This is a genomic window from Fodinibius salinus (assembly GCF_008124865.1).
GTDB lineage: Bacteria > Bacteroidota > Rhodothermia > Balneolales > Balneolaceae > Fodinibius > Fodinibius salinus.
On the sequence record NZ_VNHY01000001.1, the window covers coordinates 642,492 to 663,540 of the forward strand.

Annotated in this window: 15 protein-coding genes; 10 read left to right on the forward strand and 5 right to left on the reverse strand. The window is 40.0% G+C overall.

The genetic code is table 11. The annotated features are described in order from the left end of the window. Positions 1 to 212: 212 nt before the first annotated feature. A complete protein-coding gene (locus LX73_RS02945) occupies positions 213 to 1,358 on the reverse strand; it encodes a TolB family protein (protein ID WP_148897974.1) in 1,146 nt (381 codons plus the stop codon). 266 nt (positions 1,359 to 1,624) lie between these two features. Here LX73_RS02945 and LX73_RS02950 point away from each other — a divergent pair, with 266 nt between their 5' ends. The 4 genes from LX73_RS02950 to pckA all read left to right on the forward strand — a co-directional run bounded on the left by LX73_RS02950 (position 1,625) and on the right by pckA (position 9,417). Beyond that, positions 1,625 to 2,200: an ECF-type sigma factor gene (locus LX73_RS02950; RefSeq protein WP_148897975.1), complete on the forward strand. Its 576-nt coding sequence runs from the start codon at positions 1,625 to 1,627 to the stop codon at positions 2,198 to 2,200. 98 nt (positions 2,201 to 2,298) lie between these two features. Then, positions 2,299 to 4,899, forward strand: coding sequence for a serine/threonine-protein kinase (locus LX73_RS02955; protein WP_148897976.1), 2,601 nt, complete (start codon positions 2,299 to 2,301; stop codon positions 4,897 to 4,899). Between the two features lie 26 nt (positions 4,900 to 4,925). Next, positions 4,926 to 7,451, forward strand: a complete 2,526-nt coding sequence (locus LX73_RS02960; RefSeq protein ID WP_148897977.1) for a serine/threonine-protein kinase — start codon at positions 4,926 to 4,928, stop codon at positions 7,449 to 7,451. A 367-nt stretch (positions 7,452 to 7,818) separates the two neighbouring features. Beyond that, on the forward strand, positions 7,819 to 9,417 hold the full coding sequence (gene pckA, locus LX73_RS02965; protein ID WP_148897978.1) for a phosphoenolpyruvate carboxykinase (ATP): 1,599 nt from the start codon (positions 7,819 to 7,821) through the stop codon (positions 9,415 to 9,417). Between the two features lie 62 nt (positions 9,418 to 9,479). On the opposite strand, the gene prfA is transcribed toward pckA, so the two are convergent. Next, positions 9,480 to 10,553, reverse strand: a complete 1,074-nt coding sequence (prfA, locus tag LX73_RS02970; RefSeq protein WP_342782420.1) for a peptide chain release factor 1 — start codon at positions 10,551 to 10,553, stop codon at positions 9,480 to 9,482. Positions 10,554 to 10,757: 204 nt separating this feature from the next. Between prfA and purK the strand changes: the two genes are divergently transcribed. The 6 genes from purK to LX73_RS03000 all read left to right on the forward strand — a co-directional run bounded on the left by purK (position 10,758) and on the right by LX73_RS03000 (position 16,357). Beyond that, positions 10,758 to 11,924 carry a 5-(carboxyamino)imidazole ribonucleotide synthase gene (gene purK / locus LX73_RS02975; RefSeq protein WP_246138151.1) on the forward strand — a complete coding sequence of 389 codons (1,167 nt, stop codon included), beginning with the start codon at positions 10,758 to 10,760 and terminating at the stop codon, positions 11,922 to 11,924. Positions 11,925 to 12,003: 79 nt separating this feature from the next. Beyond that, the gene (gene purE / locus LX73_RS02980) at positions 12,004 to 12,498 is read left to right on the forward strand and encodes a 5-(carboxyamino)imidazole ribonucleotide mutase (protein WP_148897980.1); all 495 of its coding nucleotides are present in this window, start codon (positions 12,004 to 12,006) and stop codon (positions 12,496 to 12,498) included. A 17-nt stretch (positions 12,499 to 12,515) separates the two neighbouring features. Next, on the forward strand, positions 12,516 to 12,977 hold the full coding sequence (locus LX73_RS02985) for a hypothetical protein (protein ID WP_148897981.1): 462 nt from the start codon (positions 12,516 to 12,518) through the stop codon (positions 12,975 to 12,977). 512 nt (positions 12,978 to 13,489) lie between these two features. Further along, a complete protein-coding gene (locus tag LX73_RS02990; protein ID WP_170245562.1) occupies positions 13,490 to 13,873 on the forward strand; it encodes a TfoX/Sxy family protein in 384 nt (127 codons plus the stop codon). A 78-nt stretch (positions 13,874 to 13,951) separates the two neighbouring features. Then, positions 13,952 to 15,184, forward strand: a complete 1,233-nt coding sequence (locus LX73_RS02995) for a dipeptidase (RefSeq protein WP_148897983.1) — start codon at positions 13,952 to 13,954, stop codon at positions 15,182 to 15,184. Between the two features lie 84 nt (positions 15,185 to 15,268). Beyond that, positions 15,269 to 16,357: an alanine racemase gene (locus tag LX73_RS03000; protein WP_148897984.1), complete on the forward strand. Its 1,089-nt coding sequence runs from the start codon at positions 15,269 to 15,271 to the stop codon at positions 16,355 to 16,357. Positions 16,358 to 16,392: 35 nt separating this feature from the next. Here LX73_RS03000 and LX73_RS03005 read toward each other — a convergent pair whose 3' ends face one another. From LX73_RS03005 to LX73_RS03015, 3 genes are read right to left on the reverse strand one after another with little or no spacing between them, the layout of a single operon-like run. Further along, positions 16,393 to 18,450 (reverse strand): SPOR domain-containing protein, encoded by a 2,058-nt coding sequence (locus LX73_RS03005; RefSeq protein ID WP_170245564.1) that lies wholly within the window; start codon positions 18,448 to 18,450, stop codon positions 16,393 to 16,395. Position 18,451: 1 nt separating this feature from the next. Beyond that, positions 18,452 to 19,327, reverse strand: coding sequence for a type 4a pilus biogenesis protein PilO (gene pilO, locus LX73_RS03010; RefSeq protein WP_148897986.1), 876 nt, complete (start codon positions 19,325 to 19,327; stop codon positions 18,452 to 18,454). Between the two features lie 22 nt (positions 19,328 to 19,349). Then, positions 19,350 to 21,038 carry a hypothetical protein gene (locus LX73_RS03015; protein WP_148897987.1) on the reverse strand — a complete coding sequence of 563 codons (1,689 nt, stop codon included), beginning with the start codon at positions 21,036 to 21,038 and terminating at the stop codon, positions 19,350 to 19,352. Positions 21,039 to 21,049 lie beyond the last annotated feature (11 nt).

Below are 21,049 nucleotides of genomic sequence, written 5' to 3' on the forward strand. Positions count from 1 at the left end.
ACGGGGCAAATCATTTTAGAAGTAGAAAAAGGTAATCCAATTTTAAGATCCCCAGAAGGCATCGAAGAATCCAAAGAGTAAATAAATGAGCTATAACAGAGTTGCATTCCTGACTTATTCAATCCGATAGTGTTTTTTGATAAAAAAAACCTGCCGGTTATTCGCCGGCAGGCATCACCATAATTATGCTATGGTTTTCTCTCTATTTACATTTATTGTACTGGGCTCCAAAAAGGTACCTTATCATTTGAAGAAGAGCTGTTAGTAATGTTTGTAGGCTGCCCACCGCCATCTGAATCGATAACATAGATTTCATAACCACCCTGTGACATATTTCTTTCATACACAATTTTCGAGTCATCCGGTGACCATGAAGGGTTAAAAAGGTTGCGGGATCCATCATATACCAGTTGTTCATCCGAACCGTCAGCATTTATGGTATAAATATCTTCACCACGACTAAAAACTAACTTTTGTCCGTCATGCGACCATTGTGCCCCCCCAACATTTGAACTCTGAGATGTTAATTGTCTAAGACCTGTTCCGTCGGTATTCATTGTGTAGAGATTAAAACTACTACCTGGCCTACTCCGAAAAACAACTTTATCACTATTTGGTGACCAGTCTGGAGAATCATCTCCATAGGTATTATCAGTAAGTTGATTAATATTTGATCCATCTGCATCGGTGATATAAAGTTCATAGTCACCATCTCGGTCACTACTGAAAGCAATTTGTGACTCGTCGGGTGACCAGCTACCCAAACCTATATTAACATCCGAAATTAGCTTTTGCTGTTCACTGCCATCAGCATTCATTCTGAATAAGCCATCTTGTGAGAAATCGGTATATAGTATTTGGGTTCCGTCTGAGGAGATATCTCCAATGTAATGGTTGCCCACATTCGTTAACTGCCTTACATCACTACCATCTTCATTCATCACAAAAATATATGGGTAGGAATCTCGATCACTTAGAAAAACGATTTCATTCCTTAGTTGTGCCTCGCATTCAAGATCAAAAGTAGTAGAAGTGGTATCTCCGGCCGTCACCGACACATTCTTCGGATTATCACCGGTTATGGTGCAATTGCTAGTTAAGCCGGATAATTCTACATCAACACTTCCTTCAGAAAGATCAGTAAGAATGGTGGTATCATTAGGGTCAATACTGGAACTTGCATTTGCAGCAGCCACCGTAAAACCGTCGCCGTCTATATCATCACCGGTGGTACTAGTGGTTACTTCCACAGCACCGGTAGTGAGTTCCGGCGGAGGTTCGGATCCAGTACTGTCACCGCCACCGCAGGAAACTAACAAAAAGCTTAAAACAAGAGATAGTAACGTTGATTTATACATAATAAGGGAAGTTTATTAAAGGTTGTCTGACACTAGACTACACAAGTCAAAAGAAAATTAATTCAGGAAAAGCCCGTATCGGAATTCACTCCGGTACGGACAGGTCATCTTTAATAGTGTTTTTTCTCGCTATTTATTGAATTCAAGACGTCAATTGATTATATATTTGATGATTGTTTATAATTAGAAAATTTTAGGGTCTTCTTTACTAGTAAATACGCAATCACATATTAAATCAGGTCATTTTTTATATATTTTTTTGACGCATGGATAAACAAGGAGTAACAAAGCTATTAGTACGTCTTAAGGAGGGCGAACAGGAGGTTTATGACCAACTATATCCGCTGATTTATGAAGAATTGCGGGATATTGCCTATGCACATATGAGCCGGCAGTCAGCAGATCATACCCTTTCGAAAACAGAGTTGGTACATGAAACCTACTTGAAACTAATTAATCAGTCACAAATAGACTTTACTGATAAAAGCCATTTTTTAGCAATTGCATCTCGCTGCATGCGGCAAATTCTTGTGGATTATGCTCGCAAAAAACACGCAAAAAAACGTGGCGGTAAAAAACAAGATATTACCTACATTGATGAAATTTTTGAAAAACAGGATAAAAAAGCACAAGAGCTTATTAATATAGATAATGCGCTAGACCAGCTGGAAGAGCTCAATGAGCGGCTAAGTAAAGTAGTTGAAATGCGGTTTTTTGGAGAAATGACGATCGAACAAACAGCTAAAGCCCTGGATATATCAGAGAGTACCGTAAAACGAGACTGGATGAAGGCCCGCGGATGGCTTTATAAAAAACTGAAAGAGCGATTTGATATACAATAAAATGAGCTATTTCTGCTCATAAATACGTATATAAGATCTAGATATTTATTCTGGGCTATAGTATTAATTATTTCCCTATCGAATAACTACCGTATATTATGAGCGATATAAATTGGCATAAAGTAGAAACGATTGTTGATCAAGCTCTGGAACTACCTGAAGATAAACGGAAAACATTTGTTCAACAAAAATGTAAGGGAAATCCTAAACTTAAGGGAGAGGTTACACAACTCTTGGAGTCTATTTTTGATTCGGAGGGATGGCTCGACAATCCAGCAAAGTATAAAAATGAGTTCTATAGTGAAGTAGCTGATAATATCGAATCCCTGTCTCCTGATCGTTCTTTAATCGGTCAAAAAGTAGGTGGCTTTACTATTACAAAAGAGCTGGGTACCGGTGGAATGGGATCAGTATACCTGGCCCAACGTACTGAAGAAGAGTATGATCACCAAGTGGCAATCAAGATTATTCGGGATAGCCGGGCAACCCCCTCAAATCTACAACGATTTAAAAGAGAGCAAAAAATTCTGGCTGAACTGAATCATCCCGGAATTGCCCGATTTTTTGATGGTGGTATTACTGAAAATGGTACTCCCTATATTATTATGGAATATGTGGAAGGAGTGCCTGTAGATGAATATTGTAAGCAAAATAATTGTACCATTGGGCAAAAAATTAATCTTTTTAAACAGGTGCTTCAGGCCGTACGCCATGCACATGAGAACTTAGTTATTCACCGAGATTTGAAGCCCGGTAACATTTTAGTGGATAATAATGGAACCGTAAAAATACTGGATTTTGGTATTTCTAAGCTTCTCGAAGATGATGAGGATCTCCAGCTCACCCAAACCGGCAACCGTATGCTAACTCCCCGCTACGCGGCCCCCGAACAAATTAAAGAAACTAATATTACCACAGCTACGGATCTCTATACACTGGGAGTTATTTTATATGAATTACTGACTAACTCAACACCATTTGATTTAGAGAATACATCCTTACATAAGATTGAAAAACAAATCCTGCACAAAGAACCGGTTTCCCCTAGCCGTACGGTCAATGACAAGGGAATCCAAAAGAAGCTACGCGGCGATCTGGATGCTATTATACTCAAAGCTATACGAAAAGAGCCGGGCCAACGATATCGTGTAGCCAATGAATTTTTAGAGGATCTGGACCGTTACCAAACGGGCGTGCCCGTCTCTGCCCGGGAGGGTTCCTTCCGTTACCGCACCTACAAGTTTATTAACCGACATAAGAAAGGGATCGTTACTGCAGCCGGTGTATTAGTTTTTATCATAGGGTTGAGTGGATTTTATGGCTGGCGAATTACGCAAGAGCGCGACCAAGCGCAGTTTGAAGCAAAACGGGCTGAAGAGATTACCAACTTCTTAGTTTCCACACTGGAGTTAAATAATCCTAGCGAAAATTCAGGTGATGACATCACTATTAATGATGCATTAAATCGTGGTATTGACTATCTGCAGAAGCAAGATATGTCAGCCTTAAACCGTGCAACGATCCTTGGGACTATTGGATCTATTCAAATTAAAAATGGTGATATTGATCAAGCGGAAAAGAGTTTAGAAAAAGCAATAACGTTTGTAACTGATTCACTTGAAAAACAAACTCCTAAAACATTATTGATCGGTAGCATTTATGCTGAATGGAACAAGTTGGTAGGAAATATGGAAAAGGCTGAGCAATATTTCCAGTTAAGCGATTCGCTGTATCAAAAAAACAATCTTCAAAATTCACCTAGTTTTTTGGAGCATCAGCTGAATTACAGTGATTTCTTGTTGGAAGTTGGCAAATATCAAAAAGCACTTACTATATTATCTGGATTAGATAATATTTTCGAGAAATTTGAACAGGATGATGAATCGACCGTTGACTTCTTGGCGGACATGTATAACAACCGAGGTCGGGCGTACAAGAATTTAGGTAAAAATCAAAAAGCACTGCGAAATCTGGAGCAAGCTCTGGAAATCAAACGGCAAATTTATGATGAAGACAATCCTAAAATTGCCAAGCTTTATCACAATACAGGGGTTGTGTACGCTACCATAGCAGACTATCCCAAAGCAATGGAAATGGCTAAAAAAGCGTATGAGATACGGCTAAATGTTTTTAACCCAACCCATCGGCTTGTAGGGTCTACGTTACAATTGTTGGGGAATATTGCAATAGGACTTGGCAATTATGATCAGGCCTATAACTATATTAAAGAATCAGTTACTATCACCAAAAAGCAACACGGTCCTAATCATTTTAGGTATGCCCTGGCCCTGCGTGAATATGCAAAAGTATTTAGTCAAACCGGAAAGTTTGATTCTGCTCTGCAGCAAATCCAAAAAGCTGAAGAAATTATAAAAGACAACTATAGTTCCGGGCATCCTTACTATGGTTTTGTAATGAATACCTACGGTGATATCTATTATAAGACTGGAAATTATGATAAAGCCATGACTTACGGTGACAAAACCATCGCTGTTTTTTCAGCTAGTCTTGGTCCCTCACATCCCAATTTAGGGCGCGCATATGCTAACCAGGGCAAATATGCTCTTCACGTTCAACAATTGGAACTTGCAGATTCGCTCTTAACAAAATCGGTATCCATACTAGAGCAGCATTTTGATAATAGCAATCCTTATCTAAAAGAAGCAGACTCTTTGTTAAAAATATCCCAAAAAAGATAAATTGGGGTTGATATGACCTCCTGATTATGAGTGATAACAATTGGCAGAAAGTAGAAACGATTGTTGACCAAGCTCTGGAACTACCTGAAGGTAAACGGGAAACATTTGTTCAAGAGAGATGCGAGGGAAACCCTAAGCTCAAAGGCGAAGTTACCCAACTGCTGGAATCCATTTTTGATTCCGAAGGCTGGTTAGAAAATCCAAAAGAATACAAACAAGATTTTTATTACGAGATTGCAGATGACATTGAAGAGCTTGCCCCCGACCATTCGCTGATTGGCCAGCAGGTGGGATCTTATACCATAAAAAAGAAAATTGGCGAAGGCGGAATGGGAACCATCTATCAAGCCGAACGATCCGGCGATGATTTTGCCCACCAGGTGGCTATCAAAATTATCCGCAGCAGCAAAGCCAGCAGGCAAAATGTCCAGCGTTTCCGACGTGAACAGCACATTCTGGCGGGATTACATCATCCTAATATTGCCCAACTGTTTGACGGTGGGGTAACCCACGATGGTACTCCCTATATTATTATGGAATATGTAGACGGTATTCCTATTGACAAGTATTGTAAAACCAACGACTGTACCCTGGAACATAAAATCGAGCTGTTCAAAGCGGTCTTGCAGGCGGTGCGTTATGCTCACGAAAACCTGGTGGTTCACCGGGACCTAAAACCCGGAAACATTCTCGTAGATAATAACGGGAATATTAAAATTCTAGATTTTGGCATCTCGAAGCTACTTAAAGACGATGAAAGCCTGGAACTCACCCAAACCGGGACACGCCTGCTTACGCCTCGGTATGCGGCTCCCGAGCAGGTACGGCAAGAAAATATTACCACGGCTACTGATATGTATGCTCTGGGCGTTATCCTATATGAGTTGCTATCAGGAGCATATCCGTTTGACTTTACAGAACTTTCACAATACGAAATGGAGCAGGCTATCGTAGAAAAAGAGCCGCCCAAGCCCAGCTCAAAAATATCGGATGCCCCTACCCTACAGAAAAGACTTAACAGCGATCTTGATGCCATTGCCCTAAAAGCACTGCGCAAAGAGCCGGATCGACGCTACCGGGTGGCCAACGAGTTGTTAGAAGATCTTGACAATTACCAACGTGGCATCCCCGTTTCTGCCCGGGAGGATTCATTTCGATACCGAAGCGGTAAGTTTATCCGCCGTCACAAACAAGGGTTGGCTGCGGCTGTGGGAGTAGTTGTACTCATTGTTGGGCTGGTTGGATTTTATACCTGGCGAATTGCAAAAGAACGGGATCAGGCGCATCTTGAGGCCCAAAAAGCAGAAGAGGTTTCTAATTTCCTATTGAACCTTTTTGAAGCAAACAATCCTTCCATGAATGAGGGCCAAGAACTTACTGCGGAAAAACTACTTGAACGCGGCCTAAACAGATCCCAAAAAATGCAAAACGATTATGTCCGTGCAGATATGCTTGAAGTAATTGGAGAAGCATACGGAAAGCTTGGCTTCCAGCATAAGTCCGAAAATATAATTGATCGTTCGATCAAAATACATCAATCTTTATATGATAAATCAAGCCTGGAAATTGCTTCTATACTTTATAAGCGTGGAGTTGCAGAAAACCTAAACCACGATATTGCGCTACCCTACTTTAAAAAATCGTTTAAGATTTATAAGTCTAAACCTTCTGAAAGAGTTTTAGAACGGGCAGCAGTGGCGAGAGAACTCGCAGTTTCTTATCGCCATGCAGGCAAACTTGATTCCGCAGAATTTTTTGCGCGAAAATCACTTAAATTAAACCGGCTACACGACAAAAATGAGGGTAGCGAATCAATTTTAAATTCCAAAACTACCTTAGCATATGTGCTGCGTAAAAGAAACAAACTAGATAAAGCTAAAAAATTATATCTCGAAGTAATTTCAAAAAGAAAGTCAGAAACTTCTAAGCCATCTCTTTCACTTGCCACAAATTATAATAATCTGGCATTCATTTTCAGGGATGAGAAGAACTATGATCGGGCGGGCCAGTATCTCAGTAAATCATTAAATATAACTGAACGTATTCTGGGGTCCGGCCATGAAAATACGTTAATGGTGCGTAGCAACTTAGCACAAATACATAACTATGCTGGAGATACTAAAGAGACAGAAAAATTATACAGAGATAATGTAAGATATGCAGAAAAATATTATCCCTCGGGTCATTGGAAGATAGGATCGAAATACGGAACACTTGCATTCCTTTTAACCAAAGAAGGTCGATATAAAGAAGCAGAACCCTTGTTTCGAAAAAGTGCCCGCATCTACAAAAACAGTTTGGGGAAAAAACACATATGGACAGCCTCAGAATATAGTAGGTTATCTATTAATCTTTTCTTGCAAGATAAGGATGAGGAAGCTAAGAAAATGTTTAGTAATTACTACCCTTTCCTTGAAAAAAAAGCGCCTGACTTCCGCAAATTAAATATTAATCAAATTAAAGATCTAATTACACTTTGCAAGATAGATACAACCAAGCTGTCTGAAGAAATTTCCAGCTATAAAAAGCTAATAGATATAGCACAGAAATAACCTACACTTTTAAGTGACTTTCTCCTGCTTAATTTAAATTTAGCAATGCTCAATTTTTTGAAGTTTCTAACCAGTTTGGTGAAACTAATATTCTCTTTTCTTAAGCAATCATAGCTTAAAAGAGGAAATGCCTTATCTCTTTCAATCTTTTAAGCTAAACTCCTTATTTTTTAGTGAGAATTTGAACACTTTGTAAAGTATTTTATACATCTAAATTTAATTTTCTTAAAGCTTTCATAAAAAAATCCCTAACCCATTTTTCATGATAATTTTTCTTATGTTTAATGCCTCTAGAAAATAGTACAGTATTATTTGTGTTTAACTTTCAAAATTTAAAACGACAAAGACTTTTAAAATAATTTTTTCCATGAGCACCCCCTCACAACCTAAGAGCAACATCGGACTTGATTATCTCGGATTAGAAAATAACGATAAGGCCATCTGGAACCTCAATCCACCGCAACTTTATGAAGAAGCCATCGAAAATGGTGAAGCGGTCTTAACCAATGATTACGCCTTGCGTGTACTGACCGGCAAATACACCGGTCGCTCTCCAAAAGACAAGTTTCTTGTAGATCAACCCTCAATCCACGATGATATTGACTGGGGAGAAATTAACCAACCGACCTCTGAGGAAGTATTTGAAAATTTATTTGATAAAGTAACTGATTACCTGTCAGACAAAAAGTTATATGTCAAGGATTGTCATGCCGGGGCGGATGAAAAATATCAGCTGAATGTGCGGGTAGTAAGCGAAGCCGCTTATCACGGACTCTTTGCCCACAATATGTTCGTACGTCCCTCAAAAGACGAACTAAAAGAACACAATCCAGACTTTACTGTTCTGGCCGCGCCCAACTTTAAAGCCGATCCCAAAGAAGACGGTACACGGAGCGAAGCCTTTGTACTCGTTAACTTTGACAAAGAGATTATCCTTATCGGCGGTACGCTGTACTCCGGCGAAGTTAAAAAGGGAATTTTTGGTGTAATGAACTATCTGTTGCCCAAACAAGATGTAATGGCCATGCACTGTTCAGCCAATATGAGTGAAGACGGTGACACAGCCGTATTTTTTGGACTGTCGGGCACAGGTAAGACAACCCTTTCTTCTGATCAGGATCGCATTCTTATTGGTGATGACGAACACGGTTGGAGTGAAGATGGAGTCTTCAATATCGAAGGTGGCTGTTATGCCAAAACCATTAACCTTTCTCAAGAAGGTGAACCACTTATTTATGCTACTACTAAAATGCCGGGCACTATACTTGAAAATGTAGTACTTGATGAAGATCGGAATCCTGATTTTGATGATACCAGCTATACTCAAAATACACGCTGCTCCTACCCCATTGACTATATCCCCAATGCCAGTGAAACCAGTACAGGCGGACATCCCAACAATGTAATTTTCCTAACCTGCGATGCTTTTGGGGTACTTCCTCCTATATCAAAACTTACGCCCGAACAAGCTATGTACCACTTCATCAGCGGATATACGGCCAAGGTTGCGGGTACGGAACGTGGTGTAACAGAACCCCAGGCTACATTTTCAGCTTGTTTTGGCGCTCCTTTTATGCCATTGCACCCTACAGTTTACGCCGAGTTGCTGGCGGACAAAATTCGAAAACATAATTCAGACGTGTGGTTACTTAATACTGGATGGACAGGCGGGCCTCACGGTGTGGGTCACCGTATGAATCTGCCCCATACCAGACAGATGCTCAGCGAAGCTCTGAATGGTAATCTTGAAGACACTACATACAGTGTAGATCCTTTCTTTGGAATGGCCATTCCAGAAGAGGTCGATGGAGTACCTAATGATATACTCATTCCACGAAACACCTGGGATGATAAAGAGGAATATGATAAAAAAGCCAAGCACCTGGCACAGATGTTTGCCGAAAACTTTGAACAGTTCGAAGACATGGCGAGCGAAGAACTAATTAAAGCTGGCCCTAAAGTTTAAACAACAGGCAGTAGCAGTATGCAGCTTAGATAATCGCTGCTTACTGCTTTCTGCCAATTAATTTACTGCTCCATCACGGCATTTAGCTTATCCAAATTGTCCTGCACCCGCAGCGCTTCTATTACTTCTCCGATCTCTCCCTTCATAATATCTTCGAGGTTATAGAGCGTCAGATTTATGCGATGATCCGTAAGGCGGCTTTGAGGAAAATTATACGTCCGTATTTTCGCACTGCGATCACCTGTTGAAATCTGGCTATTCCGTTCTGCTTCACGTTCTTTGCGCTGCTTTTCTTCTTCTTTCTCATAAAGCTTAGAGCGAAGCATCTTCATGGCTTTACTTTTATTCTTATGCTGTGATCGCTCCTGCTGACACTCTACCACTACCCCGGATGGCTCATGTGTTATACGAACAGCTGAGTCCGTTTTATTAACGTGCTGTCCACCAGCTCCACTGGCACGAAAAGTATCAACACGCAGGTCGGCAGTTTTAACTTCAATATCTACTTCTTCGGCTTCGGGCAAAACAGCTACCGTGGCAGCAGAAGTGTGCACCCGTCCTTTTGTTTCAGTCTCTGGCACTCGCTGCACCCGGTGAACGCCGCTCTCATACTTCATTTTAGCATATACATCATCTCCTTCGAGCCCAAAGTTAAGCTCTTTGTATCCGCCCTTTTCGGATTGGCTAAGGCTCAACAAATTTAATTTCCATCCTTTATTATCCGCATATCGTCGGTACATATCGAAAAGATCTCCGGCAAAAATAGCAGCTTCATCTCCGCCTGCTCCTGCCCGTAACTCTACGATAACATTCTTGGAGTCATCAGGATCTTTGGGGATAAGCTTGAACTTAATATCTTCTTCAATCCCTTCAAGTTTAGGCTCTAGTTCTTCATTTTCAGATCTAGCCATTTCAATGATATCAGCATTTTCTGCTTCTTCTATAAGCTCTTTGTTGCCGGCAATATCTTTTTTTGTTTTTTTCCACTGATCATATAAATCAACTAACTCTTTTAAATCACTGTGTTCTTTGGTCAACTCAGTGTATCGATCGGGGTCATCATATACCGACGGATCGCTCATAGCCGTCGTCACTTCTTCAAAACGCTCTTTGACCTGTTCAAGTTTTGCCTGAATATCCATTAGTACTTTTTTACCTACTGAAAATGCCCGTTAAATATCACACTTAAAATACGATTCTTTTGGACAAGAGTTAAAATTGGAAATAAGACGTATTACTGTTTTATATTCTAAATAAAATGATGGAGAACAATTTTTAATATTTAATTCTTCATTCCGTATCATTGATGATAATTATTCACAACAAAACTCTTGTATCCATTGACTAATAAAAAAAATCCACTTTCTGCAAATTATAGACTTGGTTTTTTAGGCGCTGGCCAACTGGCACGCATGTCGGGTCTACAAGCTTTTCGGTATGGTATACAACTCGGTGTCTTTTCTGATCGCGATGAACATGAACCTGTCGAATCTATGACACCACATTCACATACGGGATCCTTTGAATCTGCAGAAGACTTGATAACTTTTGCAGAAACTTGTGGGGTGCTAACACTTGAAAACGAATTTATCAGCTCCGAAATACTCAAACAAGCACAGGAAAAGAGCAACACTCCTATATATCCATCCCCAGCTACTTTTGCACTCATAGAAAACAAACTGATTGAAAAACAAACGTTTGAAGATGCCGGAATACCAGTTACGCCTTATACCCTGATCCAAAACGACCGGCAACTTACAGAATTCGGAAATAAACACGGTTGGCCATTTTTATTAAAATCCTCAAAAGGCGGCTATGACGGCTATGGAAACGAAACCGTACATGATCTAAAAGAAGCATTAGAGGCTTTTGGTAGTTTGGGCGGAAACGAAGGACATAATATTATTGCCGAAGCCTTTGTTGACTTTACCCATGAGCTAGCTGTTCAGGTTGCTCGAAATGAAACCGGTCATGAGGTTTATCCTTGTTGTGAAACCGTACAGCAGGATCATATTTGTGTTGGTGTTAAGTCACCTGCTCCTGTTGAGAAATCCATCAGAAAAAAAGCGAAAGAATTAGCCCTCAAAGCGACCGAGACTATTGACGGTAAGGGCATCTTTGCCTATGAATTCTTCTTAAAACCTGATGGTGAACTGTTACTTAATGAATCAGCACCTCGTCCTCATAATTCAGGTCACTATACTATTGAGGGCTGCGTGACTTCCCAGTTCGAGAATCACGTTCGTGCCGTTTTGGGATTACCTCTGGGCTCAGCTGCACTTCGCAAACCGGCAGTAGCAATGATCAATCTGTTGGGAACCGACCAACGAGATGCACAAGTTGAAGATACTGAACAAGCACTGGCAGAAAACGACGGACATCTCCACATTTATGGCAAACTCGACAGCAGAGTAGGTCGTAAAATGGCGCACTATACGCTCCTGGGAAATGATTTAGAAGAAACTTATGGCGAGGCAGAAGAACTGACAGAAAAAATCCGAATTTAAATAATCATCCTAAAACACGTATTTCACTCAGAGTTTCCGCTCTGAGCCAAGTGATGAAGTGATAACAAAATCAATTATTATGAGTAGTCAACAATCTCCTTTAGTCAGCGTAATTATGGGCAGCGACAGTGACTGGCCTACGATGGAAGCCGCTTGCGATATCCTTGACAAATTTAATGTGCCCTATGAAAAAAAGGTAGTCTCTGCTCATCGCACTCCCGATCTGATGGCACAGTATGGCAAGGAAGCACGGCAGCGCGGCATACAAGTTATTATTGCAGGTGCAGGTGGAGCAGCCCACCTTCCCGGTATGACAGCTGCTCATACGACATTACCCGTAATAGGAGTACCCGTTAAAACGAGCACCCTAAGCGGATTAGACAGTCTGTATTCTATTGTTCAAATGCCACCGGGCGTACCAGTAGCTACCGTAGCAATCGGCAAAGCAGGAAATGCCGCACTGTTGGCCATTCGCATGCTAAGCATGGAGAACCTAGAACTTTCTCAAAAATTGGCAGAATATCATGACCAGATGGCCGAAGAATCCCGCGCCAAGACCAAGAATCTTACTTAGCAAAAAGAACATATGCTATGGCTGTTTTTGAACAGGATTTCTTAATGAGACAGGTGCAGTATCTTACGCAACTGCTACAGCAAATTATTTTCAAAAAGAATAATAATAAACAGTCAGAGGCAATCCGAGAAATTGAAAATGCTTTCCAGCGGCTAACAAAAGAGCAACCCCAAAAACTAAACGAGCTTAGTCTGGAAGAGACTATTGCCCTTTTCAGGCATCAAGGCGACTTTAAGTCTGATCTGGCGTTGGCCGTAGCAGATTTATTGATCGAAGAAGCCCAAATGCTAAGTGACAAAAACTATAGCAGATCGCAAAAAGCATATCAACAGGCGCTATTGTTATTTAAGAAAACACAGAACACAGCCTCATCTGCCATCCCTGTAAATATGGAAGAGAAAATTTCAGTAGCAGAAAATAACATAACAAATTCTGAACAGCTGAATCTTATTGACCAATTGACAGATGAAGATGGCTAACTGAATTGAACAAGAAATAACACCTCCCGAAGAAGTTATTTATACAACGGGTCATCACTGGGTAATGCTTTACCAGCCTTTTTCGGTTTTTATTATGCTTATCTTTAGCTGGTGGTTTTTAATCCCGGCCATCTTATGGTCAATATACAGGCTTTATAAATTCAGTTCTTATCAGCTTATTGTGACCAATAAACGATTCATCCCAAAAAAGGGATTCTATTATATTCAAACAGAAGAATGGCCCCTTAACAAAATAGGTAATGTCCTTTGTAATCAACTACTTGGAGATAATGTATGGAATAGAGGAAAAATAATATTGACAGGACATAAAATAACAAGTAAAAAGTTTGGTAATATTTGGAATGCAAAAAAATTAAGAGATGCCATGCACAGTCAGCTGCCGACTAAATAACCTTTTCAATATAAAATGAAAACTATATAATAATTGGTTACTTTTTTGTCAGATTAATCCTTAGCACGAAAAATATCCATTATAAAAACATATAACCACTTTGGCTACATATAACCAACGGCTTGAGGATCTCCTGGATCATCATCTTATCGACAACGAAGAGCTCGAGAAAAAGAAAAAACTCGGCGGTGTGGGATACACCATTAACGGCAATATGTGTCTGGGTATATACAATGATCTTCTTGTTGCCCGGGTCGGAACTCACTTAGCCACCACTTTAACAGAAAAACCGGGTATTACTCCATATCTGCCCGAGGATGATAATTTTGATGAATTTATTTCTGTTGAGGATACGATCTATAGTCACTCAAAAGCTCTTCAAAAATTTATTGATGAAAGCATCTCTTACACCAAACAACTGCCGCCCAAAGAACACGACCAAGAAGAGCTGGATTTATCTGATTTTCCTGACAGCAATATCTAACATAAAGTATTTCATCGTTTTCAAGTCACTTAGAATATAAAGAGCATCACTTTTAATTTTAATTAAACAATTATACCGATGAGACGATTAAAATACATTAGCACTTTTTTTATTGCACTCTTTCTGCTGTGGGGTTGCAGCTCATCCAAGACAGAAAATTATCAGCAGCAAGCTCAACAACTGGCCCAAAAATATATTATTGTTGACGGGCATATTGACGTGCCCTATCGACTTAAAAGCAACTGGGAAGATGTATCCGAAGAAGCACCCGGCGGAGATTTTGACTATCCGCGAGCCAAACAAGGAGGACTCAATGCGCCCTTTATGTCTATCTATATCCCCGTCAAGTATCAAAAAACCGGCGGTGCAAAAGCTGTAGCAGACAGCCTGATAGATCTTGTAAAAGGCATCGCTTCCGACAATCCCGAAAAGTTTGCCATTGCTACTTCACCTAAAGAAATTAAGCAACAATTTAAGGACAGCCTTATCTCCTTACCCATGGGAATGGAAAATGGTGCGCCCATTGGCAACAACCTGGAGAATATATCTTATTTCTATGAGCGGGGAATTCGCTACATCACTCTTGCACATGCGAAGGACAATCAAATAAGCGATTCCTCATACGATACTACTGATAATACACATAACGGACTGAGCGAGTTCGGGAGAGATGTTATTAAGAAAATGAACCGCGTAGGTATGATGGTCGATGTTTCTCATATTACCGATCAAGCCTTTTTGGATGTTATGGAAACAACAAAATCACCAGTTGTAGCAACACACTCTTCTAGTCGTCGTTTTACTCCGGGATTTGAACGGAATATGAGTGATACCCTTGTAAAACGACTTGCTGCAAACGAAGGTGTTATCATGATTAATTTCGGTTCTACCTTCCTCGACAGTGCGTCAAGCAATAGTATGGACCGTGTACAAAAAGAAATACAACAAAAGATAAAAGAACGTGGTTGGAAAGCTGACAGCAAAAAGGCAAAAGAGTTTAGACAGAAATACTTCCAGGATAACTTTAAGTTTAGCTCTGTTGGTAAAGTCGCTGACCATATTGACCATGTAGTGGATCTAGTTGGTATTGAGCATGTCGGATTAGGCTCAGACTATGATGGTGTAGGCCCTACCCTGCCAACCGGCTTAAAAGATGTTTCTGCATATCCCAATCTTTTTGCTGAACTGCTAAAACGAGGATATAGCAACGAAGATATTCAAAAAATTGCATCCGGAAATATCTTAAGAGTCTGGAACCGAGTCGATGAGATAGCCGATAGCCTTGACTCAAATAATTCAACAACCCAATAATTTTCTTACTCATTTGTAACTTAACCTCAAACAGCCTGGTAGCTTTTATCAGGCTGTTTTTATTTCTAACAATTACCCATCATTATGCTATCTAAACCCACATTAATTTTGGACAGCGATATATGTAAGCAAAATATAGCGCGAATGGCTGAAAAAGCTGATCAAAATGATATGCAGTTTAAGCCGCATATGAAAACCCATCAGTGCGCAGAAGTTGGGGAATGGATGAAAGACTGTGGCGTAGAAGCCATTACTGTTTCATCGGTAAAAATGGCACATTACTTTGCTAAAAATAATTGGGATAAAATTACCATAGCAATGCCTGCGCACCCAGATCAAATATCAACTATTGATGATCTTGCAGAAGAGCAGGCGATCACCCTGCTGGTTAATCATCCAAAAATTGCAAGAGAGATAGACAAAAAATTATCCCATGATATACAGGTTTTTATAGAATTTGACAGCGGTGCTCACAGAACCGGCTTAACAATCGATCAAAAAGCAGAAATTGAAACCTTAATAAAAACATTGGACTCATGTACTAAACTTCGATGGAAAGGTTTTTATTCTCATCCCGGTCATTCTTATGACGCTCATTCATCAAAACAAGTAAAAGCAATACACCAAGAAGTACTAAAACAGTGTGAAAAGCTGCGTAATGCTTTCGAACCAACTGACCGAAAAATAGAAATTTGCATAGGTGACACTCCCTGCTGCTCTGTGGGCTCAGAGTTTAAGGCAATTGATGCCATCAGCCCCGGCAATTTTGTATTCTATGATCTTATGCAATACCAGATAGGCAGCTGTGAAATCTCTAATATTGCAGTAGCTATGCAATGTCCCATTATAGACAACTATCCCGAACGTTCAGAAATCGTTATTCACGGTGGCGCTATCCACTTTTCAAAAGAGACACTCTTAAGTGAAGGGATATCTCATTACGGTATGCTTGCAGAAACAACGAACGACGGTCACCACTGGAAAATTAAGGAACCAGTGTCATATCTTAAAAAGCTATCCCAAGAACATGGTGTTATTCATTGTTCAACAACTGATCAATATAATATTGGAGATCGTCTCACCATATTACCTGTTCATTCTTGTCTTAGCGCCCACCTAATGGGGCAGTTTCGCTTAAACAAACAGATGAATCATTATATCAATCAGATGTAAACTATTTGATTCTTAGGTAATCTATAACCCCAACATTATTTTGTGGAGTATAACCAAGCCTCAGTATTTTCCTCCTCCTGTATTCTTGTAAGAGCCTCTTTAGCTTTCTGGAGATCATCAAATTGATCATAGGAGACAAGGAATAACTCTTCGTCAGGCTTTTCAAAAATCATCGCATTATAACCTTTCGAGTTAATACTATCCTTGAAAATACTGGCATTTTCCATCTGAGAAAAAGATCCCGCGATAATATAATGTGTTTGCGATGATACCACCTCTTGTGTTTGCTGTGTAACAGTGGTATCCGTCTCCACTCCTTGAGTATCTGTGGTGTCAGCATCTATTTGCTGTTTGTTATCCACTATTTGATTTTCTTGCTCTTGGTTTAATGAGTCTTCTTTAGATTCATTCGACACCTTCTCTTCTTCATTGTTTCCATCAACTGCAGCACCAAGGTTCAATGGTACTTCCTGGGGTTGCACTTCAGGGTCCTCAACAGTCGGGGATTCTTCCCTATTCTCTTCCTGCTGATCCATTTCTTGCTCTTCCTCGTTCTGGTCAGCAGATGTATCAACAGAGTCTTCTTTCTGTTCAATCTTCATTTCCTCTTTCTGTGACTTTTCTTCTTCCATTTCCGGCTCGGGAGGAGAACTATCTGTTGTATCATCCTGCCGTTCTGACTCATCAAGATCTTCAAAATCATTTTCTGCATCAGACTCAAGAGCTTTTTCGCTTTCCTTAATTTCGTCACGCATACGGTTGCGCTCGTCACGGAGAGTCTCATACATGGTATTAAATTCATCCTTATCCATGCGTTGGGGAATACGCGGTTCCAAAGAAGCTTTGAGCAAGATAACAAGTTCCCGAGCTTGGGTATCCTTTGAATTATATCCAAACAGATAACGCAGCCCAAAAAACCATGGTGGAAGATCTTTAAGAATAGGAACGCCCCGTCGCACTTCACTTTTTTCGGTACTATACAATCCAGCTATAACCGTAGTTTCTCCGTCCAATAACAGCGACTGAGTTTCAGCTTCCTGTTTGTTAATAATAGTACTTACCGGATCTGGCTGAGCCGTTGAACGCTCGGCACTAATATCCAGATGAATAAAAGTAGTATCTTGTTGCTTAATTACATTGGGTGTTACCTCAAGAATTGTACCCACACTAAAGAATTCTTCTACTACATTACCGGCAATATCACGCTGCTTAATGGAAAAGTCCTGCCCTACCTGAATACGTCCGTCTTCTCCATCCTGTACTTTGACAGTAGGCGATGCTAAAATTTCACCAAGATTATCAGCTTCAAATGCACTGAACAAAGCCTGCACTTCAATACCTGAGCTCCCTATTTCTCCAAAATTAACAAGAGAGTTAAATACGTTTTGAGATACACTCTGAGCTCCTTTTGAGTTTACCTGTACAAATGGACCATTTGCATTAAACTGAGAATTCGGAACTTGCGGAGGGCCTTGTTGTCCACCTCCACCACCTCCACTTTGGCCGCCTCCGCCGCCTTGTCCACCACCGCCACCACCGACAACGGCGTTAGGTACATTCTCCGAAATAGTGGACCAGTCAACCCCAATTTCTTGCAGTGCCCGACGATTACCTTCAAAAAATACGGCATTGATGCGAACCTCATAGGTATCGGTAGTTGCAAGAACTTCTCCTTCTTCGCCACTGCTACCAGATGTTGATGTTTGTGGTGTCCCTTTTTCTTCTTGTTGAGATGCGATAGTCACTATTTCGTAAATATCTTTATCTTCCTTAAGCACCAAATCATTGGCACGCAGAATAAGCTTTAATGCATCAAACCAGTGCATAGCCGGTACGGAGATACCAATATTACCCTCTGTACCAGATTTATCGAGCACAATTTTATCACGAAAATTTTGGGCAAAATCATTTATTACATCAACTGCTCGCTTAAATGATGTAGTACGATCAAAGGTAACAACCTCCTCAGGATTAGTATATTCTCTAAATTCAGAAGGTAGCTGATCTCTGTTTTGCCCCAGTACCCCTGCGGAGATAATGAAAAGAAAAAAGAATAAGAACGCTAAGAAATTACTGTATTTATAAAAACTCATATCAATTACCGCTTTGTTTTTCATCATCTTTATTAATCTGCAGAGTCACCTGCTCAACTATACCACCCTTATTGAGGTTAAAAGTTGCCGTTCCTTCATTAACATCAATGGATGTGAGAGTACCTAAATAAACTTCTTCGCCTTTAGATAATTTTTTCATAACACCGTTTTGGTCAAGCACAAAGACCTGATCACCGCTAATAGCCAATAATTTACTTTGTTCAATGTTAACCAAGTTGTTTTTGTTGCCCTTTACTGACCGAATTAACGGGAAAAACGGATTGTAAACTGATCCAAGTAAATTGTTTTCAATCGCCAAGTTCGGCTCACCCAATAGTTTAACCCGGTCATAAAAACTACTAATCTTAAAATTAAAGTTAACCTTTCCGTATGACTCTAATTCATTTATAGGGTTAATACTAATGCCGGTAATTTTATTTAACGGCTTACTTAACTCAAGTTGCCGAATAAAATTAACAAAATTGCGGTAATATCCTTGTCCTGAGATACTCATATTCATTACCCCATACTGGCCATGGGTGGTAGAATCATCAAAACTAAACGTAAAATCAGTATAGGCTGATCCTACACTTACGGAATTTAAAAAATCATACACAATATCTTCATTACTGTCACCATACAGTGCTTTATTATAATTGTTGAAAAAGGATTTTGCCTTTTCAAATTGCTTCTGCAATGCTGGAAAAGCATCAGCAATCTGTTGCTTTTTGTCAAGCTCCTGTTGGGTCTCTTCCACCTTTTCTTCCAACTCCTCTATTTTAGGCAGCTGATAAAAATAAATATAGCTCCAGCCTGCCCCAATAAAAGCAATAAGGACAATCAGTAAAATAAGTGTATTTCGAACACCGTACGACATAAATGCTGTCTATATTAAAATATTAATTTTCACTTTCTATCAATTCTTTCACTTCTTTAGGGGTAGATGGTGAATATATTGAATCTGACGGAGCAAAAGAACTTATCAATATCGAAAAACTGTATACATCTTGCTCGCGCAATGTCTCATTATTTACATTCATCAGCGTAGCCTCATCAAAAATATTGACAATTCTAGTTATACGTTCTCTATATAGACTATATCCTTGGATAAAGGCCCCACCTGAAGATTCCTCGGCAAATGATGTAATCCAAGTATTAGAGATATCCTCCAATCCTTCATTAACAATCTGCAGCTTCTGTGACCACTCTTGGCTACCTTGGGTCAACGTATCTAACATTACCAACTTTCCTTTCAAAGTGGCTAGATCCTGTTCCATCTGTTTTGACCGATCAACAATAGGATTTAGCTCTTCAATCCTATCATTCATCTCAGTAAGATCATCAGACAGAGATTCAATCTGTTCTACATTTTGCGTATAAAAATAATTAAATGTAATGGGCATCAAGAAGATCAAAAACAAAATAAGCATACCGTGCCACTGCAGCTTGAAAATCTTTTGTCGGTCAGCAACATATTGTGGCAACAGTGATATATCAGGAAAATCCTCTTCATATACCCCGCTTGCAGCAAATGCGGAACCAATAGCAGTCGTAAAGAAAGGTATTGTAGAAGGATCCACATTTTCAGACTCATAAAAAGAGTCCTTAAAAGTAAGATTTTCTACCGGGATGTCCGGGAAATTTTCACTAAAAAAGTCAACGGGTTCTTCCCCTCTGGGATTATTTGCCAAAATAATCCGGTCCAAGCTTGGAACTTCTCCCGTATCAAGCTGGAATAAAATTTTACTGAATACAGTATTCAGAAATGAATCTTGGTTTGTCCCTTCATTGATAATTGGAGAAACCAGCCATACCTCTTCCCCCTGCATAAAAACAACACGACAACGTTTTTCACTAAACTGGATAATCCCTGTTACTTCATCGGGGTCCAATTCATAGTTAACACGTACAAGACCAACCAAGCTAATTTCATCAGGGACTACACTATTGACAGCAATTTTACCGCTGTAAAGCTCCCTTACATTATTTATCAGCTGTAACGTTTCGGATTCATTATCAATAGAGGCTAGCAAAAGAGAACCATCTTCACGAACTTCATACGAATACTGATCAGAAGATTTGGGTTCTCCGTAAATAGAAGCCAGCTTTTCTTCCAGATCTTCAACAAGATCCTTTTCCTTGACTTCATTAAAATCAGTATCTCTAATAATCTGAAAAATCGTGTTACCAGACGGTACATTTAATCCCAAATGTACCTTTTTCTGGTTAAAACCGGATAAAATATCATACATCAACAATTCATTGGACTGAGGAGTATCTGCCTCATCAACCATATCGGTTGTATCCTCATCCACGGTCCCAAAATCTTCGAGATCTATTTCCTCTTCATCCTCTTCCTCATCTTCTTCATCCAGCCCAAATATGGAATCAGCTTCAGACTCAGCCTCATCGAAGCTTCCTTCTTCACTAACCGCTGCCGATTCGGTTGATCCGGCTCCAATCTTTTCAACCAGAGAAAATTGATCAAGTTTGATTAGTTTTAGCGAACTACCACTTGCGCGAACCCGAGCTACACGAATGGTTTCGCCTTCGATCGCTAAGCCTATGTAATCCTTTTTTCCAAACATTCGCTAACGGT